This window comes from Stenotrophomonas muris (assembly GCF_052751275.1).
On the sequence record NZ_CP199879.1, the window covers coordinates 1,786,595 to 1,806,248 of the forward strand.

Sequence of the window (19,654 nt, forward strand, 5' to 3'; positions counted from 1 at the left end):
GCGGCGGCGCCCCGGTGCTTGCAGGCATCGGGGCGTCGCTCTGTTTGTTGCGGGATTGAGGCGGGTGGCAATGATGTTGCGTGACCGGCATAACAAAAGCCCCGGCTTGGCCGGGGCTTGCGTCTGGACGGTGGAAAGAATGCACCTGTTTTCGATGACCTTGGAAGTCATCGCTACGAGGCCTTTGAAAGCGCCCTGTTGAACTTCCTTGCAGCGCGCGACTCGGCGGCCCGGAAGCTGGCCAGCATCCACTCGTACACTGGTCGCCAGAACCTGCTATAGGCGGACCAATCGGCACCGATGGAAGCCGCACGCTTACGACCGCTCAGTGGCTCATGGCCGCTACCACCGCACTCCACGCAGTTCACGACACCTGCGACGCGCGGGTCCAGCAGAACCCGCTTGCCACAGCAGTGCGAGCACTCTCGCGCGCCGGCCATTTCAGCGATCACCGCCCCGGCCAGAACTCCCAACTGTTCCATCGTGTTGTTCGGCCAGGCAGCAGCGCGCGCGTCGTCCAGAGCCTTTTCCGTACGGAGCAGCTCCCGCCGCTGCGCCTCCGTAATCGACCCACCGCACCAGCCCATGCTGGCCTTGGCAATGCCGTAGTCAGTGCGCGCGTCGGCAAGAGCGTGCATCTGGCGGGTGAACTCGGGCGCGACCAGGGAGATGACCGCCTGGCGCAGCTGCTCGCGTCTCCGCTGACCACTCTCCGGCCACCACAGCGCCTCCAGCAGTTCGCGACCAAGGCCGGCCGGGACGTACGCCAAGGCGGCCAAGATTTCCTCAGTGCTCGGTCCACCAATGCTTCCGTCGAAGCTCAGTGCCCTCGGCCCCGTCCGGCTCGACAGCAGTTCGCGTGCCTCGTTCATTCCCATGTGCCTTCCCCTTGGTGGTTTGCTCGTGCAGCGCGCGATCGCGCATCGTGGTCATTCAGTGCGGGCCTTTTGAGGGCCTCTTTCTCTGTCCGGTTGTGGCCCGTCAAGAAGGCACCTCCGGGCCGGCCGGCTCGGCCGCAAAGTGCGTGATCTTGGGGTTGTCACCCCGCCAGCTCCCGAACACCGGCCGGTTGCTCACCGAGTCCCACAGCATCAGCCTTGTGCCGTCCTGCGGCGCCTCGGCTATCGGCTTCCAGTTCGGGGCCAAGGCCGCTCGGATCGCGCAGAGCGCGGCGGCCGTTGGAACGATGCCAAGCTGTGGGATCGACAGATCCATCATCAGCTCGGCAGTGACGCCGTCCGGTGGCAACCTCATGGCTTTGCACAGGAGGCTTCGCGCGGCGTGCTCAAGCGCGCTCATGCTCGCTGCTCCCAGCTGGCCGTCAGGTGCTGCACCTTTCCGCCGCGCGCCTTGAACTGCTCCACCGTCTCGGCCGGGCCATCGGCGAGCACACGTGCCTTGGCTCGCTTGGGCCGGGACACCGTGTTGTGGTCCATCCGCCGCTCGCGGGGCGCACGCTGGGGGTTGATCTTCGGCGCCATGGCCGTCGTCTTCTTCATGCTGCCGCCCTCAGTTCGTTGATGTAGGTCTGGTTTGCAATCAGCTCGTCGTCGGAGCCGTACGTCTCGTGGAACGTCCGCGAGCCATCCAGCAGGCTCGGGCCGTAGATCTGGCGCATCGTCGCGAAGGTGTTCCCCTCCATCGGATGCCGCATGTGGTGCCATTTACAGAGGCCGTAGCCCTCCATGTGACCGCGCCGCAGGTTCCCGCTCTTGGCGTGGTTGTAGTCGCAGCCGTACACCACCAACTCCGGGTCCAGCAGGCCCTGCATCTGCAGCGCCAGGCAGGCCATGCACGGGCCCGTCTTGGCCAGTTCGATCCGGGCCGCTTCTTCTCTGGTCGGCGGTGGTGCGTTCGACCACATCAGCGCAGCTCCGGGATCGGGCCGGCATAGCGGGTGATAGGGATCCGCCGCATGCCGTCGCGCCAGACAGTCATCCCGCGCGTCGCGTAGATCACCAGCGGCTTGATCCCGTAGCCGTAGGCCAGATACCAACCCGCCTCCGCAACCGGCTCGCTCACAGGACGCACTTCGACGTTGAAGTGATCGGGGCTCATGCGGCTTTGCCCTCCAGCAGCGCCACGATCTCGGCCAAGCGCGCGCGGGCTCGGTCGTCCGCTGTCGGCGATGCCTCAACCGTTCCGGCCAGCAGCGCCACCGGGTTGAAGGATGGGGTGGCGGGCGGAAGTGCCAGGTGCTCTGCCACCTGTTCCTTCAACAGCTGGCCAGCGGCCACCGCTTCCCGCAGTACGCTGTCCCGACCGGACACGTCGCCGCCGAGGGATAGCTGGTAGGCGGCCGTGCGGTGTGCAGCGCGCGCTTCCTTCACCAGCCGGGTGTACACCTCCAGGAATGCCGGCCGGGCCGCGATCTTGTCGCCCGCCTGCACCAGCGGCAGCGCCGCCGCCCACGCGTCGCGGGTCTGCTCAGTCCACACCACGGTCGCACCTTCGTCGGCGGCGCGGATCGCGTTGGCCCATGCCTCATTCGGTGCCGGGTGGCCGTCCTCGATGCGTTCGAGGATCGCCGCCAGCGAAAGCCGCGCCTTCAGCTCCCGGCGGCACGACGCCAGCGCGCGCTCCAGCATCGGCAGCGGGTACTGCGCCAGATCCGAAACCATGTAGGCCGCGGCGTTCGGGCTGAGCTGGTCGCCAATCACCTCGGCGGTGGCCACCAGCAGATCGACCAGCCGATCCTGCTCCTGATTACCGAGCATGTGCCGCCCTCCGCTGTGCCAGCAGAGCCTTGGCCGCGTCGGCGGCGCCGAGGTTGGTCTGAGTCTTGTCGGTCTGCCGCGCGGCCTCTTCGGTGACCTGACGGCCGGTGGCCCACTGCGTGCGGTATGCCTCGCACTTCCCCAGGAGGGCGCCCAGGTCGTGCATGTTCTGGACCACGTAGCGCTCGTTGACGGTCAGGAACCACGCGGCGACCAACGGCGCCTCGGTGTGGCCGAGCCGCTGCACGATTTGGCGGACGTTGCTGTTCACCTTTGCGTTGCGGACCGGCGCCACACCGTGGCGGGTGCGGTAAGCGGTGGCGTATGCCGCCCAGGTGGCACGGCACGCGGCCTGCAGGTCGGTCTCGGAATCCAACGCCAACGGCGCGGCCGGCAGGCCCGCCGGAAATGACGGTTCTCCTGACGGTTCATTGAGGGTTATATGACGGTTAGGCGGCACGGGGCGCACCCCCAGACCTGCGCCCGGTGCATCCCCCCCTGCATCGGGCGCATCCCCTCCTGCAGCGGGCGCACCCCCTGCATGGGGCGCAGCCCCTGCGCCCGGTGCAGCACCTGCTTTTCCAGACTTGCGGCCAGCCTTCGACGGCGCAGCGGCCTTGTCGAAGTTGGCCGGAGTGACCTTGTAGACCGTGCTGCTGTTGAACCGGCGGTCACGGGTCAGCAGGCCAACGGCCTCCAGATGATCCATTGCCGTTCGCACAGCGCGCGCCGACATGCAGCAGCGCGCGGCGATGGTGCCCACCGCCGGCCAGCACACACCGTCGTCGTTGGCCTGATCAGCCAGCGAGATCAGCACAGCCTTCTGCGTGACGCTCAGCCCCTGCAGTGGCCAGCACTGCGACATGATGATGGTCGACATGTCAGAGCCCCAGCGTCAGGTTCTCGCCCGGCGCAACCGGCCACCAGGTGCATGCGGGCTTGCCGGTGGTTGCGCACGGCGCGGTCGGGCCGCGCCAAATGCGTCCCTCGCGGGCCAGCTCAGGCAGTCGGCGACCCAACATGTGGCGATCAAGGCCAGTCAGCGTCGACAGATGCAGGCTGCTCTGGCCAGGATGGCGAATCACAGCAGCCTCGGTCTTGGCGTGCTGGACGCGCAGCGCTCCGCTGGCGACGAGGTCGGCAGCGGCGGCATGGCTGGTGTGCGGATCGGTGGAGCGCGCGAGCGTGCTGCTCATCGGTACTACCTCGTGGAGTCTTCGGGACGTTTCAGGCCCTGAAAAGGGACAACTTCGCCGTTACTTCGCGGAAGCCGGTAGCGGCGCCCAAGTTCGCCGCGCGCCAGCTCTGTGGCGGCCTCTTCGGGCGTGATGCCGCGTGAGGCCGCGTACTGCTCAAGCTGCTTTTGCTGGTCGCGCGACAGCTGGATTTCCATGGACCCTCCCCAGGGACTCGTTGGGTCCTTCAGGCCGCATCACGGTCGGGGCTACGCTGTTCCAACGCGGCAAGGCCGGCCAGCACCAGGTCGCGCACGAAAACCGCAGGCTGGCGACCGTTGAAGTTCGCCGCCGCATCGATCAATGCCTTTTCCGTGTCGTTGAACCGGACCTTGATCGGGTTGTCACGAAGGTTCGAAGGATCTGCGTACATATCCGTATGAGAAGTTCAGGAGGGAGTGGTGGAACGGGCTGCTACAGCGCGCGGCATGTCAGGCCGCATCGACCGGGACAATGCGGTCGTGGTCGAAATCGGTGGGCGCTACGGGATCCGGCGGCTTCGCCTCGCCGCCGAGCAGGCGCTGGATCTGCGGGAGAGCAGGCAGGACGCCCTCCTCCGGCCAGCCCTCGACCTGCGCTGCGGGGAGCTGCAGCAAGGTCGCCAGGTGCTTGTCGCTTGCGAGGCCGAGCCGGGCGCGCAGCGCGCGCTTACTCATCCGGCTATCGATCACGATGCGGACAGCGTCCGAGGTTCCCGATTGAGTCTCGGTGAGGCGACTCGCGTGAAGCCTCAACAGCGCAAACGCGGTAGTCGCCCGAGGCGATTGTGATCGGCCCGATGCGAGATCACCGACGGTGGAACCAGCTGCGCCAATTGCCTCGCCGATCTGGGCATAAGTCATGCCCGCCGACTGCAGCTCACCAATGATGGAAGCCCAAGGTTTGTCCATGTCCGCAACACTACGGGATTCCGTAGCTCCGTGTCAACGGCATTCCGTTACGGTTTTCCGTTCAAATCCAGTGATGAATACCATTGGCAGCAGGATCAGAGCCGAGCGCGAGTCACTTGGCATTAGCCGGGGCGAACTGGCGAAGTTTGCGGGGATCGCCCCGACGACCTTGTCGAATCTAGAGCTCGGCCTTTCAAAGTCGACGACCGCACTACACAAGATTGCCGCGCGACTGGGCGTTCAGACCGACTGGCTTGAAACAGGCCGGGGGCCCAAGGAAGGCGAAGGCAGGTCAGTCGCATCGATCTCGGAGACTGAGACGCCACCCGGATACGTTCGCTTCGACTTGTTCGAAGGGGGTGCGGGAATGGGTATCGGCATGGTCAACCAGGACTATCCGGAGGTTGTGAAGACCATCGAGGTTGCGGAGTGGGAGGTGCGGCGGAAGCTCGGTTTTTTGCCCAAGCCTGGCCGGATCCAGATCATTACCGGTCGCGGCCCGTCTATGCGGCCTAAGCTGGAAGACGGCGACATCGTCTGGATCGACACAAGCTGTGACTACTTCGACGGCGACGACTACTACCTCATCAACATCGGAGGTGAGACCCAGATCAAGATGCTCCAGAAGCGCGGGGACGGCCTATATGTGGTGAGCGTCAACACGGACTTCCCTGCCTACCGACCAGATCCTGGTGATGTGAGCATCTTGGGCAAAGCGCTGATTCATGCAGGGCTGCGCAAGTTCTAGACAAACCTTCCTTTGTATGGAGACGTGGAATGGCCCTGATTGATTGTGCCGAGTGCAAGCGAGAGATCAGCGATCAAGCGAGCGCGTGCCCAGGTTGCGGAGCGCCCCAGCGCCGACCGGTAGTCGCTTCTTCGCCGACGAAGGCGAAGACTTTCACGCCCCTTTCGGTGGCAGCGATCATCGTGGCAGTCCTCGTTACCCTTCTTGCCTTGGCGTTCACAGTCCGCAAGAAGCCGAACCAACAGCAGGTTGTCGCCACCGGCATGGCAATCATTAGGGGACAGGTGGCTTCCGACATACAAGTTGAAATGGAACCGTTCTCCTTTAGAGCCTTTGATGATGGCGCGCACTATCACGTCTGTGGCAAGGCCACCCTCAACCGGCCAGGCGACGGCCCCTTGGCGTTAAACAACGTCACGCAAGCGGTTGTAGTCAGCTTCAACCGAGATGGACGAGGGCTTGCAATATTCAACGGCAGCGATGACCCGGCTATACAGGCCAAGTTCCAGGCTTCGTTTGCTGAAAAGTGCAGAACAGTTGGTGGGCGAACCATCCCCGATTGAATGCCCGTATAGATGGCCTCCTCTACAGAGTCGAGCGCCTCCAGCCCGGTAGCCCCTCCATAGCGAGGGGCTTTTTTATGAACCGAATTCCGTACGTTCATACTTCTATACGGAATTCCGTTTGACAGGAAAATACGGTATTCCGTAGTCTACGCGTGCCGCCAGTTGAGGCCCTATTTCGGGGCCGGGCGCAGGAGATCACGCAATGGCTACCCTTTCTCTTGGCGTCAGCAAGGCGCCACCTACCGTAGTCGCTATGCCCGCAGTAGGCATGGTCGCCATCAAGGTCGGCGCTGCCAGCCTTTACATTGAACTGGAAGAGGCCGACCACCTCTCGGTGGAGATCCAGCACGCCGCACATCAGCTGCGCGGCGAAAGCCAGGACGCCGCCGCATGAGCGCCGCCCTCGTCAACCACTCCAACGGTCAGCGCGCCGCTGCAGCCGCCGGCATCGTCGCCCGCGCCGGGCGCCGCTGGGGCCTCCTCCCTTACCAGGTCGTCATCGCCTCCAGCATCGCCGCCAATGCCGTCCTGCGGAAGGGCAAGAGCGCAGCCGGCGCCGTCGCCGCCGCGCGCCGCGCAGCGCGCGCACAGGCAGGTGCTGCATGAGCCGCAGCGGCTACAGCGACGACTGCGACACCTGGCCGCTGATCTGCTGGCGCGGCGCGGTTTCGTCCGCCTTACGAGGCAAGCGCGGGCAGCACTTCCTGATCGAGCTGCGCGACGCTCTCGACGCGATGCCAGAAAAGCGTCTCATTGCCGAGCAGCTACAGGACACCACCGGCTGCCACTGCACGCTGGGGGTGATCGGCGCCAAGCGCGGCTTGGACATGGCTGGCCTCGACCCCAACGACCGCACGGCCGTCAGCAAGGCGTTTGGTATCGCCGAAGCGATGGCGGCGGAGATCGTTCACGAGAACGATGGCGAGTGGCGCTGGGACAACGAAACGCCCGAGCAGCGATGGACGCGCATGCGTGCATGGGTCGAGCGCCACATCGCCGACGGAGTTGCCTCGTGACCGACAACGACTTCTGCGCCGCCATGGCCGTCGGCATCCCGCTCATCACCGCGCCCGTCGGCCCGGCGCCGGCGCAGGCCGAGCCCCCAACCGAACAGGAGAGCGAGTAATGCGCCACCTAGCCCTGCCCTTCTACTGCGCCGTCGTCGTCGGCCTGCTGCTGGCGCTGCTCGCGCGCGCCATCTACACCGGTGCCGGCTCGCTCCTCCCGCCCTTTGGTGCCGGCGTCGTCTTCTTCACCTGGTGCGGCGTGCGCGACCTGCGGAACAACTGGCCCGCCTTCCGCGAGGAGATGCGCCAGCGCTCGGCAGAGAGAGCGCGCACGGCGCTGCCCGCCGACGACACCCACTGACCCCCTGCCCTGCGCTCGCCCCCTGTAGCGCAGGGAACCCGCGCCGGCCGGGTTCCAACAGCCGGCAACCCATCCCAGGAGTCCAGCGTGCGTAACCAGCTCGACATCTTCGATCACGACCCGGCCCGCATGGCAGCGGCCAACCGCGCCGCCGCCGAACGTGCACTGCACGATGTGCAGTTCACCGCCACCGTCCGGCAGGAACGCCACGAGTACTACCTGGGCGAAGCCGAACGCTGGAAACACCTCGCCGCACACAGCGCGCGCTCCACCAACAGCAAGGACATGCAGGCATGAGCAACGATAACAAGGAGCCTGCGGCGATGGCGCCGATCGAGACGCAGGCGGTGGGCAATGGTTGATCTACCGAGAGACCTGCACCTATTCACCCATGTTAGCCATCGCCATCCCATCCCGGGCGAAATCCGGGTTGGCAATACCCAGTCGATTGACCGACTGCTCGCATGCGACACGAACCACTTCCAGGTCTGCGACGACCATTGGCAGTACCTTCAGAAGAGCATTGTGCGCGTCCTTGTGCTCTTCTCGAGTGTCATCAGGGCTAGCACTCGCACAACCATCCTGCACAAGGGCAATGATAGAAGTTGCGCGGAGAAGGCAGGCTGCAATCTTCCTATCCAAGAAGTGGAGACGATCTGTAACGGCTGCAGTCAATGGAAAGCGAATGCGTTCGATTTGGGTAAAGACGTTCCTTCGAGTGTGCTCGTCGAGAACGAAATGCGCCTCGCCAACTCCGCCGCCATGCAATTCACCAAGAAGATCGGAAATTCGCTGCCGATTGGTCGACACCTCGCCAGTGATTTGGATGAGAACCAACAACTCTTCGGTCTCGGAACGGAAATCTTCCCTCTTGACCTGATGCAAAGCAATGTCCGTTGCCAACGACGTAGCACTGTTCGCTGCTCTTCCAAGCCGATAGGTGACTACGCCGAGAATCACAGTTGCTACAACTGCTGCGAAACCAGCGCCGGCGGCCCAAGCGTTCCACTCCGGAACGCATTCCTTTCCAAGCCACCAACAGCGGCTCAACGCCTCGAAAAACTCCATTGCCTAACCCTCCCGTGCACTGGCGGGCATTTTGCCACGCCGACAAAACAAACGGTGCCGCTCGATGCCTGACCAGCTACTCACCGCTGCACCATGGAAAGGCAAAGGCGTCATCGACCAAGACCTGGCATTCAAGATCGCCGACGGCATCATTTCGCGGAGACTGGTCAAGGGATGGTCACGCCAAGCCATCCTATCCAGCGTCGAGGGAGGTTCCTCGCCATGCGGGCGTGCGTTCTACCTGATGCGCGGTGGCGTCATCGTCGTCGCCCTCTTCCCGATGACGCAGCTAAGCGATATGAACGGTCGCGGGTACTGGTACTCAATCCGCGACCTGTTCCCGCCGCTTCCATATCGCACCCATGCAGGTACTGAAGATCTGCAGCCGTTCCAGGTCGGTGACAAGGTCTGGGCTTGGTACAAGGACGAGCCCAGGGCTGATTATGGCCAACCCGATCAGCCGGGCGATGACACACGCTGGAGTCGGTGCTTTCCGCTCTTCACCGTCAAGAGCGTGACGGGTCCACACCTCGAACCGGCAAAGTTCGCCGGTCGATCGCACTACCAGGTGCAGCTCAGGTATCGCGAAGGGCCGCCCGCCACCCACTACGACGCGGGCTACCACGACGTTTGCCCGATCAAGGGGCGTCCCTGGCAGATGCGCGGAGACGGCGACTACCTGCAGTTGGTGCACCGCGCACCGCCTGCGGCAAAGACACGCCGTACTGCTGCGGTGCCGTCGCCCACCCCCACCCTGCCGCCGCCGTTGCCGGCCCAACTGGACCTGTTCGCATGACCGCACCACTGCCTATTTCCCCGGCCACCGTTGTCGAGGCCACCAAGGCATCGTCGTCTGTCGCAGCGGTCGTCTCTGCCATGCGGCGCGTCGATCCCGCCGGCGGCGGCGTTGCCGCCAACCAGGTGCGCGCTTGGGCCGACACCCTGATGGCTGCGCTCTATACCGCGCAGCCAGTGCGCTGGGAGTACCGCCATAAGGACGATCATGCGCCGGGCTGCTGGATGCAGGCCGACGCCGGCCACGTCTACGGCGGGCACCAGCGCGGCCTCGTTGTCCGCGCCCTGTTCGACAGCCCGCGCGTGATCCAGCCAGAGAAGGTCCACGACTTCCAGCGGCGCGTGTGCGTCCGCTGCGGTGAGAGCGAGGACTGGGCCGGCCCGGACTGCTTCCCGCCCGACAAGAAGGTCGACCCGCGCACCCTGCTCCCGTTCGACCCGCAGTGGCTGGTCGAGCCGCTGGAATGGCTCAGGGACGCCCGCCCAACCCTCAATCAGTACGAACGCCGCAGGCGCGCCGAGCAAGCCGCCTTCCTGCTGGAAAAGCTGGTCGCCCACATTGAGGAGTGCAAGAAGCCATGACCCAGGAACATATCAGCCACCCGGAAGGATTGCCGAACTGCGCCGCCGGCCACCGCGCGCGCCACATCCACGACAAGCGCTGCGCGTCCGCCGGCGGTGGCCACCTAGTCGAGTGCGCCTGCAGGTCAACCAGTAAGCATGCGGATCCCGCTGCAGCCATTGCAGCATGGCGCCGGCTCAACCGGCCCGCGCGCAGCGCGCGGCCCGCAGCGGTGCCTGAGGCGAGCGACAACGTTCTGCAGTTCCAGCTCGGCCTAGCCGAGCGCAAACCAAAAGCCCAGCGCGCGGCGCTGGCGGCGAACTGAAGGAGGACCCGATGGGTGCTGCTGAAAAGCTGGACATCGTCGGAAAGGACTGGCTGACCGTGGACGAGGCCGCGCACTACTGCGGCGTATCACGAAGCCAGTTCGATTCGAACATCGCCGACTACGGCATCGAACCACGAAATTTCATGGGCAAGAAGCTCTACGAGAAGGCTGCCCTTTACTCTGCAATCTACGGCTCCAAGCAATGGTCAAGGTCACAGTCTTCTGGCGCGATGGCGCCGCGTACCTCAACTGGCGGGAAGGCGGCAAGCGAAGCCGTGTCGCCATTGGTCGCGTCAGCCCACGCGAGGCTGAGGGCGTACGAGCAGCGAAAGAAGCGGAACTGACCCATGGAGTGCGCATCCTTCCCCGGCTGCCCACGGTCCGCGACTTCCTGGAGCCCTACCTGGAGTGGTACAAGGCCGAGCATCCAACCACGCACGGCAAGGCCAAAAGCGAGGTTCGGTTGTTTATGGCCCGCTTCGGCCATCGCCCCATCGATACGCTGCGCCCGATGGAAATGGAGGCCTACAAGACGGACCGCCTGACCAAAGACAGGGTTTCACCGGAGACTGTGGGGAAGGAAGTGCGCAGGCTGCAGGCCGCGTTCCGGCGTGGGGTGCAGTGGAAAGAACTGGACTTCAACCCGCTGGAGGAAACCCGGGCACCGCGGGGCGTTCGTAGCGTGGCGGTGCGGTTCTACGACCGGGCCGCGATGCGCAAGCTGTACCGTGCGAACCCCGGCCGGGCTCCGCTATGGCTGTTCATGGCCCACACGGGGCTGCGCCGTGGTGAGCTGGTTGGGCTGGGCAAGGATTCGGTGGCCGGGTGCAGGCTCAGGGTCGAAAGCGATCCAGACGAAGATGGCCAGGGACGCACGAAGTCGGGCAAGTGGCGCGAGGTGCCGCTGAACCGGTATGCGCGCTGGGCGCTTCGCCACCTACCCGATCCGCTGGTCGCCGTGCACAAGGACACGCTGTCCGACTGGTTCGCCTCGGATGCCAAGCGTGCGGGAATCGGTGGCAGCCTCCACCGGCTACGGCACACCTTCTGCGCCCACATGGTGATCGCCGGGGTTCCGTTGCGAAGGGTGCAGATTCTGGCCGGGCACGCCGATTACGCCACGACCGAGAAGTTCTACGCCCACCTAACGCCTGAGGGCGACGATGGCGCCGTAGCGAAGCTCAAGTACTGATCCACGCCGCTGGGACCACTGGGACCAAATCCTGTGGATATGCGGGAAACAGTGGGAAATGCGCACCACTGAGCCTGCCTAAGTTATTGATTCTGGTGACCCCGGCCCGATTCGAACGGGCGACCTTCCCCTTAGGAGGGGGACGCTCTATCCAGCTGAGCTACGGGGCCATGCAGCCGGGAAGTTTACAGGCAACGTGCCCTGCCCTCCAAGCATTCATGTTCGGCCAGGCCTGGCTGGCGCGTTGCACCATGGCCGGCCGGGGCGCTCTGCTACCATCGGCGATTCAGTTCATCGCGTCCCCCACCTGCCCGCGATGGCACCAAACAACGTAACGAAATACAGGAGTCTGCATGTCTTCCGAGCTGCTCAAGTCCCTTGGCCTGGACGCGATCAACGCTGGCACGTACCTGGGCAACGGGGAGTGGTCGAGCGCGACCAGCGGTGAGCTGATCACCCCGGTCAATCCGACCACCGGCGAGCCGATCGCGCAGGTCCGCGCGACCACCGAGGCCGAGTACGAGACCGTCGTGGCCCGCGCCCAGGAAGCCTTCAAGGTCTGGCGCACCACGCCGGCCCCGCGCCGCGGTGAAGCCGTGCGCCTGTGCGGTGAAGCACTGCGCAGGCACAAGGACGCCCTGGGTTCGCTGGTTGCGCTGGAAATGGGCAAGAGCAAGCCGGAAGGCGATGGCGAAGTGCAGGAGATGATCGACATCGCCGATTTCGCCGTGGGCCAGAGCCGCATGCTGTACGGCTACACCATGCATTCCGAGCGCCCCGGCCACCGCATGTACGAGCAGTACCACCCGCTGGGCTTGGTCGGCATCATCTCGGCCTTCAACTTCCCGGTCGCGGTGTGGAGCTGGAACTCGTTCCTGGCCGCCATCTGTGGCGACGTGTGCATCTGGAAGCCGTCCAACAAGACGCCGCTGACCGCCATCGCCTCGCTGAAGATCTGCAACGACGCCCTGCGCGAAGCCGGCTTCCCGGACATCTTCTTCCTGATCAACGATGCCGGCACCGCGCTGTCGGAAAAGATGGTCGATGACCGACGCGTGCCGCTGATCAGCTTCACCGGCTCGACCCAGGTCGGCCGCACCGTCAACGAGAAGGTCGCGCGCCGCCTCGGCCGCTGCCTGCTGGAACTCGGCGGCAACAACGCCATCATCCTGGACGAAACCGCCGACCTGAAGCTGGCCGTGCCGGGCATCGTGTTCGGCGCTGTCGGCACCGCCGGCCAGCGCTGCACCACCACCCGCCGCCTGATCGTGCACCGCTCGATCTACGCCGACGTGCTGGCCACCCTGGTCAAGGCCTACAAGCAGGTGGAAGGCAAGATCGGCGACCCGACCGATGCGGCCAACCTGATGGGCCCGCTGAACAGCGAAGGCGCCGTGCAGCAGTTCCTCGATGCGATCGCCCAGGCCAAGGCGGCCGGCGGCACCATCGAGACCGGTGGCAGCCGCATCGACCGCCCGGGCAACTTCGTGTTGCCGGCCATCGTCTCCGGCCTGAAGAACAGCGACGCCGTGGTCCAGCACGAGACCTTCGCACCGATCCTGTACGTGATGCCGTACGACACCCTCGATGAAGCCATCGACATGCAGAACGGCGTGCCGCAGGGCCTGTCGTCCTCGATCTTCACCCAGAACCTGAAGACTGCCGAGAAGTTCCTGTCGGCCGCCGGCAGCGACTGCGGCATCGCCAACATCAACATCGGCACGTCCGGTGCGGAGATCGGCGGCGCCTTCGGTGGCGAGAAGGACACCGGCGGTGGCCGCGAGTCCGGTTCGGATGCGTGGAAGGTCTACATGCGCCGCCAGACCAACACCATCAACTATTCGGATTCGCTGCCGCTGGCCCAGGGCATCAAGTTCGACCTGTGATGGCAAACGACGCGGACACGTCCGTGGGCCAGAGCCCCTCCGGGGACCTGGCCCCAGCGAGGGGTCGGATCCCCGCAGGGGCTCCGACCCTCGATTTCAGCGGCCGCCGCGTGCTCATCGCCGGCGGCAGCAAGGGCATTGGCCGTGAAATGGCGCTGGCGTTTGCCGGCGCCGGCGCACAGGTCTCGGTCTGCGCCCGCGGCCAGGCCGGCCTGGATGCCCTGCGTGCCGATGCACGGGCGCAGGGCTTCGAACTGCACGCGTTTTCCACCGATCTGGCCGATCCCGGCCAGATCCAGGCCTGGCTGCAGGCCGCCGCCGACGCCCTCGGTGGCATCGATGTGTTGGTCAACAATGCCACCGGCTACGGCATGGCCGACGACGAGGACGGCTGGGCCGCCAGCCTGCAGATCGACCTGATGGCGGCCGTGCGTGCCTCGCGCCTGGCATTGCCATGGCTGCGTGCCTCCAGCGACGCCTGCATCCTCAATCTGTCGTCGATTGCCGCGCAGCAGCCGCGCCCCGGTGGCGCGCCGTACGCCGCGGCCAAAGCCGCGCTTTCGCACTACACCACGTCACAGGCGCTGGCGCTGGCCAAGGACCGGATCCGGGTCAATGCCATCGCCCCGGGCTCGATCGAGTTCGATGACGGCCTCTGGGACCGTCGTCGGGTCGAGGACCCCGCGCTGTACCACGGCACCCTGGCGAAGATTCCGTTCGGCCGCTTCGGCGACCCGCGCGAGATCGCCGACGCCGCCCTGTTCCTGTGCTCGCCGCTGGCGCGCTGGGTCACCGGTAGCGTGCTCAATGTGGATGGCGGCCAGGTGTTGATGGGCTGATACCGGCACTTCGGTAGCCGCCAAGCCTGGTTGGCATGCCTTTCGTCGACCAAGGTCGACGCCTACCAGGGCCGAAATCCCATTCGTCGGCCAGGGTCGACGCCTGCCATCGCATCCGCCGGGCATGGGATTGCCGGGGCAGAGGCACTATCATGTGCACACTGCCAAGGAGGACCCCGATGAGCGTGGCACCCCGACAGACAAGCGCCCTGGCCGTGGTCAGCCTGGTCATGGGCATCGCCAGCTGGACCGTCCTGCCCTTCGTGGCCAGCATCGTCGCCATCATCACCGGCCACATGGCCCGCGCCGAAATCCGCCGCCGCCCGCACGAACTGGAAGGCGATGGCCTGGCCGTCACCGGCCTGGTGCTGGGCTGGGTCATGGTCGGCGCGGCACTTGCCGCCATCGTGGTCTTCATCCTGTTCTTCGGCGGCCTGGCGTGGCTGGCGGCGGTGTCGAACTGACGCCATGACCGCCTCCGACAGCACTGAACGCTTCAGCAGCCGCGTCGCCGACTACGTCCGCTACCGGCCCGACTACCCACCCGCGCTGCTGGAGTGGCTGCATGGCCCGATGGGTGTCAGCCAGCAGGCGCGTGTGGCTGACATCGGCGCCGGTACCGGCATTTCCAGCCGCCTGTTCCTGGCCAGCGGCCATCCTGTTGTCGCGGTTGAGCCCAATGCGGCCATGCGGGGCGCGGCGGAAGAATGGCTGGCACCGCAGTACCCGCAGTTCCGTGCGGTGGACGGCCGCGCCGAGGCCACCGCGCTGGACGATGCCAGCATCGATCTGGTCAGCGTCGCGCAGGCCTTCCATTGGTTCGACACCGTGGCGGTACGCGCCGAGTGGCAGCGCATCCTGCGCCCCGGCGGCCAGGCCCTCATCTACTGGAATTCTCGCCTGCTCGATGCGAGCCCGTTCCTGATCGGGTACGAACAGCTGCTGCTGGACTACGGCACCGACTACACCGCCGTGGCCGAGCGCTACCAGGACGACGCCACCATGCAGGCCTGGTTCGGCGCTGGCCTGCGCGGCAGGGTGGAGCTGCCGAACGTGCAGCACCTGGACTTCGACGCCCTGCGCGGGCGCCTGCTCTCCTCCTCCTACGCCCCTCAACCCGGTCATCCGCGCCACGCACCGATGATCGACGCTCTGCAGCACCTGTTCGCCGCCCACGCGGTCGACGGCCAGGTTGCTTTTGAATATCGAACCCGAGCCTTCCTCGGCACGCTGGACTGAACCGACGCATGTATTCGCTTGCCCGCCCCTTCCTGTTCTCGCTCGACGCCGAGCGCGCCCACGGCCTCGGCCTGTCCGCACTGGACCTGGCCTATCGCACCGGCACCACGCCGCTGCTGGCCGCACGCATCGCGCCGATGCCCAGCACGGTGTTCGGGCTGACGTTCCCCAACCCGGTCGGCCTGGCCGCCGGCCTGGACAAGAACGGGGAGCACATCGATGCATTGTTCGCGCTCGGCTTCGGCTTCGTCGAAATCGGCACGATCACCCCGCGCCCGCAGGCCGGCAATCCGCAGCCGCGCCTGTTCCGCCTGCCGGAACACAACGCGATCATCAACCGCATGGGCTTCAACAATGCAGGCGTGGACGCACTGGTGCGCAACGTCGAGCGCGCGCGCAACCGCCGCGGCCTGCTCGGCATCAACATCGGCAAGAACAAGGACACCCCCAACGAACAGGCCGTGGACGATTACATCGCCTGCCTGGACAAGGTGTACGCGCTGGCCGACTACATCACTGTCAACATTTCCTCGCCCAACACCGCCGGCCTGCGTGAACTGCAAGAAGAAACCGCGCTGCGCCAGCTGGTCAGCCAGCTGCGTGACCGCCAGGAAGAGCTCGCGGCCCGCCACGGCCGCCGCGTACCGATGCTGGTGAAGGTGGCGCCGGACCTCAGCGAGCGCGACATCGATGCCGCCGCCCGCGTGCTGGGCGAGCTGCAGGTGGACGGCGTGATCGCCACCAACACCACCATCGACCACAGCAAGGTGGCCGGCGATCCGCTGGCCAACGAGGCCGGTGGCCTGTCCGGTGCGCCGGTGCTGGAGCAGTCCACGCTGGTGCTGCGCCGCCTGCGCTCGCGCCTGCCCGAGTCGGTGCCCTTGGTCGGCGTCGGCGGCATCCTGTCCGGTGCCGATGCCGTGGCCAAGATGGCGGCCGGTGCCGCGCTGGTGCAGTGCTACAGCGGCCTGATCTTCCGTGGACCGGCGCTGGTTTCCGAATGCGTGGAGGCGATCCGTCGCCGCCGCGAAGCGCCGAGCCGCGGCGCGGTGGCCCCACTGTGAGCGCGCCCATGGACACCACCGACGACAACGCCCCGCTGCGCTGGACACTCACCCGCAATGCGCCGCTGCAGGCACTGAATACCTTCCACGTGCAGGCCAATGCGGAACAGCTGCTGGAACTGCACGATGCCGCGCTGCTGCCGGAGGTGCTGGCACTGCCCGAGGTGGCCAACGGCCCGCTGCTGGTGCTGGGTGCCGGCAGCAACGTCCTGATCGCCGAGGACCTGCCCGGTACCGTGCTGGTGTTCGGCAACCGCGACATCAGTTTCCTTGAACACCGCGCCGACCATGCCGTGATCCGCGCCGGCGCCGGCGTGCCCTGGCATGGCCTGGTGATGTGGTCGCTGCAGGAAGGCCTGTCCGGCCTGGAAAACCTGGCGCTGATTCCCGGCACCGCCGGTGCCGCACCGATCCAGAACATCGGCGCCTATGGCGCGCAGGTCGGCGAGTTCATCCAGGCGGTCGAAGCCTGGGACTGCCAGGAACAGGCCTGGGTGCGCCTGGATAACGAACAGTGTGGTTTCGCCTACCGCGACAGCGTGTTCAAGCAACAGCCCGATCGCTACCTGATCACCGCCATCGAACTGAAACTGCCACTGCTGCACGATCTGCGCATGGACTACGCCGGCATCCGCGAAGAGCTGCAGGCGCAGGGCGTGGTGCTGCCGGGCGCGGTGGACGTGGCCAATGCGGTGATCGCGATCCGCCGCCGCAAGCTGCCCGACCCGGAGGTACTCGGCAATGCCGGCAGCTTCTTCAAGAACCCGGTGCTGCCGCTGGAGCAGGTCGACGTGCTGCTGCAGCATTTCCCCGACCTGCCGGTGTTCCCGGCCGAGCAGGACGACAAGCGCAAGGTCTCGGCGGCCTGGATGATCGAATCCTGCGGCTGGAAGGGCTTCCGCGACGGCGATGCCGGCGTGGCTCCCAGCCACGCGCTGGTGCTGGTCAACCACGGCAATGCCAGCGGCGCTGAACTGCTGGCGCTGGCGCGCCGCATCTCGGCCTCGGTGCTGGAGAAGTTCGGCGTGCCGATCGAACCGGAGCCCCGCCTGCTCGGCGCACAGTGGTGAACACTCTCGCCCTCTCCCCCGGCGCCACTCCGATGCGGGCGGCGCTGTTGATGCTCGGCAGTACGATGGCGTTCGGCCTGATGGCGGTAGCGATCCGCTATGCCACACGCTACGTTCCGACCCAGGAAGTGGCGTTCTTCCGCAATGCCTTCGGCCTGCTGGCGTTGCTGCCGATGCTGCTGCGGCCGGGCCGTGCGCCGCTGAAGACGCAGCAGCTGCCGCGCTATTTCGTGCGTAGTGCGATTGGCCTGGGCTCGATGCTGTGCGCGTTCTGGGCACTGGGCCACCTGCCGTTGGCGCAGGCGGTGTCGCTGTCGTACTCCACGCCGCTGTTCGTCACGATTGCCGCCGTGCTGTGGCTGGGTGAAACCGTGCGCGTGCGCCGCTGGGCCGCGGTCGTGGTCGGCTTCATCGGCGTGCTGGTGATCGTGCGTCCCGGCACCGCCGGCTTCACCGCCGGCAGCTTGGTCGCGGTGGGTGCGGCGGTACTCAGCTCGCTGGTGGCGATCCAGATCAAGCAGCTGACCCGCGTCGACAGTGCCGATACCGTGGTGCTCTATACCTACGTGTTCTGGGTGCCGCTGTCGCTGGTGCCGGCGCTGTTCGTCTGGGCCTGGCCAACCGGGTCGGCCTGGCTGTGGCTGCTGGCCACCGGCGTGCTCGGCACCGTCGGCCAGCTGTTGTGGACCCGCGCGCTACGGCTGGGCGAAGTCTCCGCCCTGACCCCGATCAGCTTCCTGCAGCTGCCCCTGGTAACGCTGTTCGGCTGGCTGCTGTTCAACGAAACGGTGGACCGCTGGACGATCATCGGTGCCGGCATCATCCTCGCCGCCAACGCCTACATCGCCCACCGCGAAGCCGTGCTGTCACGCCGCGCTGCAAGCGCGGCGGCCTCTGCAGCGGCCAAGCCCGCAGAGTAGATCCACACCCCGCGCAGACACCGCGGCCCCCTGTAGAGCCGAGCCATGCTCGACTCATCGCGCAGCGTGAGGGTTCATCGTAGAAAATGCCATGCACGCATGGCGTGGATCTACAGCGCGCGATACACCCGCTCTGCCGCGTCGAATACATTGCCCGGTGCGAACTGTTCGCTGAGGAAATGCAGCGACTGCCGGCGCAGCTGCGGCGAACGGTCCTCTCCATCACTGCCCAGCAGGACCTGCTGGAACTCGATCAGGTCCTGCAGGATGCGCCAGTGCCGGTACCAGGCGATCCAGCGTGGATCGCCGCGGTCACTGCCATAGCCTTCCTCGAATCCCAACGGGTTCTCGCGCCCCCAGCGCCCACCGACCGCGCCACCGATGAACATCAGGTCGCGCTCGCGCGGGGCCAGCGACAGGCCATCCCAATCGATCAGGTGCAGGCTGCCGTCATTGCCCATCAGCAGATTGCCGGCATGCAGGTCGGTGTGGCACAGGTGCAGCCGCACCGGGACATCCTGCAACGCAGCGTGCAGCTGCAGTGCCTGCGCATGCAGCGCCGCGATGCGCGCATGCTGCTGGTCCCAGACGGATACGAAGGCGCGGCCCAGCCCATCCCTGGCGGCCGCCAGGCCCTCGCCGGCCAGCCATTGCCCGACCGTATCAAGCGCCGCGGTTTCCATCCGCAGGCTCGGCAGCGCCTCCTGCAGCGCCGGTGGCGGGCACGCCTCGTGCAGGCGCCGCAGCACCTCGCCCAATCGTTGCCACTGCGTGCGGCTCAACGCCGCCTCGAAGCCGGACTGGCCTTCCACATACGGGAACAGGGTGAACTGCAGGCCCCAGCGCTGCACTGACGCTCCACCGGTCAGGGCCGGCCAGGGCGCGACGATTTCCTCGATGCCCAGCGTGCCGCGCAGCCAATGCAGGGTGTCCCAGACGGCAGGGGCAACCTGGTAACTGCGGCACTTCAACCACCATTGCCCGCGCCGTGCATCGATGCGATACACACTGGCGTTGGCATCGGCGCCAACCGGGCGTGGCACCACGGCATTGGCGGTGATGCCATAGGACTGCTGAAGGACTTCGCCGAGATGCTGCGCCGAAGCGAATGACATGGATGCAAGCGGAGAGTATTACCTGCCGCCACTATCGCAGATGCGCGGGCCG

The 19,654-nt window shown here is 66.1% G+C and carries 32 protein-coding genes and 1 tRNA gene; 19 read left to right on the forward strand and 14 right to left on the reverse strand.

The annotated features are described in order from the left end of the window. Nucleotides 1-173 precede the first annotated feature (173 nt). From ACUVWL_RS08120 to ACUVWL_RS08170, 11 genes are all read right to left on the reverse strand, one after another. Entirely contained in the window at nt 174-872 is a 699-nt protein-coding gene (locus tag ACUVWL_RS08120; RefSeq protein WP_445979038.1) for a hypothetical protein, read from the reverse strand. 109 nt (nt 873-981) lie between these two features. Further along, nucleotides 982-1,299: a hypothetical protein gene (locus ACUVWL_RS08125; protein ID WP_445979039.1), complete on the reverse strand. Its 318-nt coding sequence runs from the start codon at nt 1,297-1,299 to the stop codon at nt 982-984. Next, nucleotides 1,296-1,499 (reverse strand): hypothetical protein, encoded by a 204-nt coding sequence (locus tag ACUVWL_RS08130; protein WP_445979040.1) that lies wholly within the window; start codon nt 1,497-1,499, stop codon nt 1,296-1,298. Before ACUVWL_RS08130 ends, ACUVWL_RS08125 begins: the two co-directional genes overlap by 4 nt. Next, nucleotides 1,496-1,864, reverse strand: a complete 369-nt coding sequence (locus tag ACUVWL_RS08135; protein ID WP_445979041.1) for a Ref family recombination enhancement nuclease — start codon at nt 1,862-1,864, stop codon at nt 1,496-1,498. Before ACUVWL_RS08135 ends, ACUVWL_RS08130 begins: the two co-directional genes overlap by 4 nt. Next, nucleotides 1,864-2,058, reverse strand: coding sequence for a hypothetical protein (locus ACUVWL_RS08140; RefSeq protein ID WP_197620970.1), 195 nt, complete (start codon nt 2,056-2,058; stop codon nt 1,864-1,866). Before ACUVWL_RS08140 ends, ACUVWL_RS08135 begins: the two co-directional genes overlap by 1 nt. Beyond that, nucleotides 2,055-2,717, reverse strand: a complete 663-nt coding sequence (locus ACUVWL_RS08145; protein ID WP_445979042.1) for a hypothetical protein — start codon at nt 2,715-2,717, stop codon at nt 2,055-2,057. Before ACUVWL_RS08145 ends, ACUVWL_RS08140 begins: the two co-directional genes overlap by 4 nt. Beyond that, the gene (locus ACUVWL_RS08150; RefSeq protein WP_445979043.1) at nt 2,707-3,597 is read right to left on the reverse strand and encodes a helix-turn-helix domain-containing protein; all 891 of its coding nucleotides are present in this window, start codon (nt 3,595-3,597) and stop codon (nt 2,707-2,709) included. The genes ACUVWL_RS08145 and ACUVWL_RS08150 overlap by 11 nt, the downstream gene beginning before the upstream one ends. Before the next feature lies 1 nt (nt 3,598). Beyond that, on the reverse strand, nt 3,599-3,913 hold the full coding sequence (locus tag ACUVWL_RS08155) for a winged helix-turn-helix domain-containing protein (protein WP_164166363.1): 315 nt from the start codon (nt 3,911-3,913) through the stop codon (nt 3,599-3,601). A gap of 5 nt (nt 3,914-3,918) precedes the next feature. Continuing rightward, on the reverse strand, nt 3,919-4,110 hold the full coding sequence (locus ACUVWL_RS08160; protein ID WP_088476175.1) for a hypothetical protein: 192 nt from the start codon (nt 4,108-4,110) through the stop codon (nt 3,919-3,921). Nucleotides 4,111-4,139: 29 nt separating this feature from the next. Further along, the gene (locus tag ACUVWL_RS08165) at nt 4,140-4,325 is read right to left on the reverse strand and encodes a hypothetical protein (protein ID WP_005418752.1); all 186 of its coding nucleotides are present in this window, start codon (nt 4,323-4,325) and stop codon (nt 4,140-4,142) included. A 58-nt stretch (nt 4,326-4,383) separates the two neighbouring features. Further along, on the reverse strand, nt 4,384-4,842 hold the full coding sequence (locus tag ACUVWL_RS08170; RefSeq protein ID WP_445979044.1) for a hypothetical protein: 459 nt from the start codon (nt 4,840-4,842) through the stop codon (nt 4,384-4,386). A 73-nt stretch (nt 4,843-4,915) separates the two neighbouring features. On the opposite strand from ACUVWL_RS08170, the gene ACUVWL_RS08175 reads away from it, so the two are divergent. The 7 genes from ACUVWL_RS08175 (at nt 4,916) to ACUVWL_RS08205 (ending at nt 7,821) form a co-directional block, all read left to right on the forward strand. Next, nucleotides 4,916-5,590, forward strand: coding sequence for a S24 family peptidase (locus ACUVWL_RS08175; protein WP_164166367.1), 675 nt, complete (start codon nt 4,916-4,918; stop codon nt 5,588-5,590). A gap of 29 nt (nt 5,591-5,619) precedes the next feature. Further along, the gene (locus ACUVWL_RS08180; protein ID WP_445979045.1) at nt 5,620-6,153 is read left to right on the forward strand and encodes a hypothetical protein; all 534 of its coding nucleotides are present in this window, start codon (nt 5,620-5,622) and stop codon (nt 6,151-6,153) included. A 271-nt stretch (nt 6,154-6,424) separates the two neighbouring features. Next, nucleotides 6,425-6,550: a hypothetical protein gene (locus ACUVWL_RS08185; RefSeq protein WP_445979046.1), complete on the forward strand. Its 126-nt coding sequence runs from the start codon at nt 6,425-6,427 to the stop codon at nt 6,548-6,550. Further along, a complete protein-coding gene (locus tag ACUVWL_RS08190) occupies nt 6,547-6,762 on the forward strand; it encodes a hypothetical protein (protein ID WP_445979047.1) in 216 nt (71 codons plus the stop codon). Before ACUVWL_RS08185 ends, ACUVWL_RS08190 begins: the two co-directional genes overlap by 4 nt. Continuing rightward, nucleotides 6,759-7,172: a hypothetical protein gene (locus ACUVWL_RS08195; RefSeq protein ID WP_445979048.1), complete on the forward strand. Its 414-nt coding sequence runs from the start codon at nt 6,759-6,761 to the stop codon at nt 7,170-7,172. Before ACUVWL_RS08190 ends, ACUVWL_RS08195 begins: the two co-directional genes overlap by 4 nt. A gap of 109 nt (nt 7,173-7,281) precedes the next feature. Further along, complete coding sequence (locus ACUVWL_RS08200; RefSeq protein ID WP_445979049.1) at nt 7,282-7,524, forward strand: hypothetical protein; 243 nt, start codon at nt 7,282-7,284, stop codon at nt 7,522-7,524. A gap of 87 nt (nt 7,525-7,611) precedes the next feature. Beyond that, on the forward strand, nt 7,612-7,821 hold the full coding sequence (locus ACUVWL_RS08205; protein WP_445979050.1) for a hypothetical protein: 210 nt from the start codon (nt 7,612-7,614) through the stop codon (nt 7,819-7,821). A gap of 84 nt (nt 7,822-7,905) precedes the next feature. On the opposite strand, the gene ACUVWL_RS08210 is transcribed toward ACUVWL_RS08205, so the two are convergent. Continuing rightward, a complete protein-coding gene (locus ACUVWL_RS08210) occupies nt 7,906-8,592 on the reverse strand; it encodes a hypothetical protein (protein ID WP_445979051.1) in 687 nt (228 codons plus the stop codon). 64 nt (nt 8,593-8,656) lie between these two features. Between ACUVWL_RS08210 and ACUVWL_RS08215 the strand changes: the two genes are divergently transcribed. From ACUVWL_RS08215 to ACUVWL_RS08235, 5 genes are read left to right on the forward strand one after another with little or no spacing between them, the layout of a single operon-like run. Further along, entirely contained in the window at nt 8,657-9,388 is a 732-nt protein-coding gene (locus ACUVWL_RS08215; RefSeq protein WP_445979052.1) for a hypothetical protein, read from the forward strand. Further along, a complete protein-coding gene (locus ACUVWL_RS08220) occupies nt 9,385-9,969 on the forward strand; it encodes a hypothetical protein (RefSeq protein WP_445979053.1) in 585 nt (194 codons plus the stop codon). The genes ACUVWL_RS08215 and ACUVWL_RS08220 overlap by 4 nt, the downstream gene beginning before the upstream one ends. Continuing rightward, nucleotides 9,966-10,274 (forward strand): hypothetical protein, encoded by a 309-nt coding sequence (locus ACUVWL_RS08225; RefSeq protein ID WP_445979054.1) that lies wholly within the window; start codon nt 9,966-9,968, stop codon nt 10,272-10,274. The genes ACUVWL_RS08220 and ACUVWL_RS08225 overlap by 4 nt, the downstream gene beginning before the upstream one ends. 11 nt (nt 10,275-10,285) lie before the next feature. Beyond that, nucleotides 10,286-10,621 (forward strand): hypothetical protein, encoded by a 336-nt coding sequence (locus tag ACUVWL_RS08230; protein WP_229767336.1) that lies wholly within the window; start codon nt 10,286-10,288, stop codon nt 10,619-10,621. Between the two features lie 8 nt (nt 10,622-10,629). After that, complete coding sequence (locus tag ACUVWL_RS08235) at nt 10,630-11,469, forward strand: tyrosine-type recombinase/integrase (protein WP_445979055.1); 840 nt, start codon at nt 10,630-10,632, stop codon at nt 11,467-11,469. A gap of 93 nt (nt 11,470-11,562) precedes the next feature. Here the strand turns inward: ACUVWL_RS08235 and ACUVWL_RS08240 are convergent. Further along, nucleotides 11,563-11,639, reverse strand: a tRNA-Arg gene (locus ACUVWL_RS08240). A 183-nt stretch (nt 11,640-11,822) separates the two neighbouring features. Here ACUVWL_RS08240 and amaB point away from each other — a divergent pair. From amaB to ACUVWL_RS08275, 7 genes are all read left to right on the forward strand, one after another. Continuing rightward, nucleotides 11,823-13,355: an L-piperidine-6-carboxylate dehydrogenase gene (amaB, locus tag ACUVWL_RS08245; protein WP_014646923.1), complete on the forward strand. Its 1,533-nt coding sequence runs from the start codon at nt 11,823-11,825 to the stop codon at nt 13,353-13,355. Next, nucleotides 13,355-14,194, forward strand: coding sequence for an SDR family NAD(P)-dependent oxidoreductase (locus ACUVWL_RS08250; protein ID WP_445979056.1), 840 nt, complete (start codon nt 13,355-13,357; stop codon nt 14,192-14,194). Before amaB ends, ACUVWL_RS08250 begins: the two co-directional genes overlap by 1 nt. Before the next feature lie 179 nt (nt 14,195-14,373). Beyond that, nucleotides 14,374-14,658, forward strand: a complete 285-nt coding sequence (locus ACUVWL_RS08255; protein ID WP_014646921.1) for a DUF4190 domain-containing protein — start codon at nt 14,374-14,376, stop codon at nt 14,656-14,658. Nucleotides 14,659-14,662: 4 nt separating this feature from the next. After that, nucleotides 14,663-15,433, forward strand: a complete 771-nt coding sequence (locus ACUVWL_RS08260; protein WP_014646920.1) for a class I SAM-dependent methyltransferase — start codon at nt 14,663-14,665, stop codon at nt 15,431-15,433. 8 nt (nt 15,434-15,441) lie between these two features. Then, nucleotides 15,442-16,497, forward strand: a complete 1,056-nt coding sequence (locus ACUVWL_RS08265) for a quinone-dependent dihydroorotate dehydrogenase (RefSeq protein ID WP_032962331.1) — start codon at nt 15,442-15,444, stop codon at nt 16,495-16,497. Between the two features lie 8 nt (nt 16,498-16,505). Continuing rightward, nucleotides 16,506-17,567, forward strand: a complete 1,062-nt coding sequence (gene murB / locus ACUVWL_RS08270; RefSeq protein WP_111206792.1) for a UDP-N-acetylmuramate dehydrogenase — start codon at nt 16,506-16,508, stop codon at nt 17,565-17,567. 32 nt (nt 17,568-17,599) lie between these two features. Continuing rightward, complete coding sequence (locus tag ACUVWL_RS08275) at nt 17,600-18,487, forward strand: DMT family transporter (protein ID WP_049406338.1); 888 nt, start codon at nt 17,600-17,602, stop codon at nt 18,485-18,487. Nucleotides 18,488-18,597: 110 nt separating this feature from the next. On the opposite strand, the gene ACUVWL_RS08280 is transcribed toward ACUVWL_RS08275, so the two are convergent. Beyond that, nucleotides 18,598-19,602 (reverse strand): aminoglycoside phosphotransferase family protein, encoded by a 1,005-nt coding sequence (locus ACUVWL_RS08280; protein ID WP_032959991.1) that lies wholly within the window; start codon nt 19,600-19,602, stop codon nt 18,598-18,600. Nucleotides 19,603-19,654 lie beyond the last annotated feature (52 nt).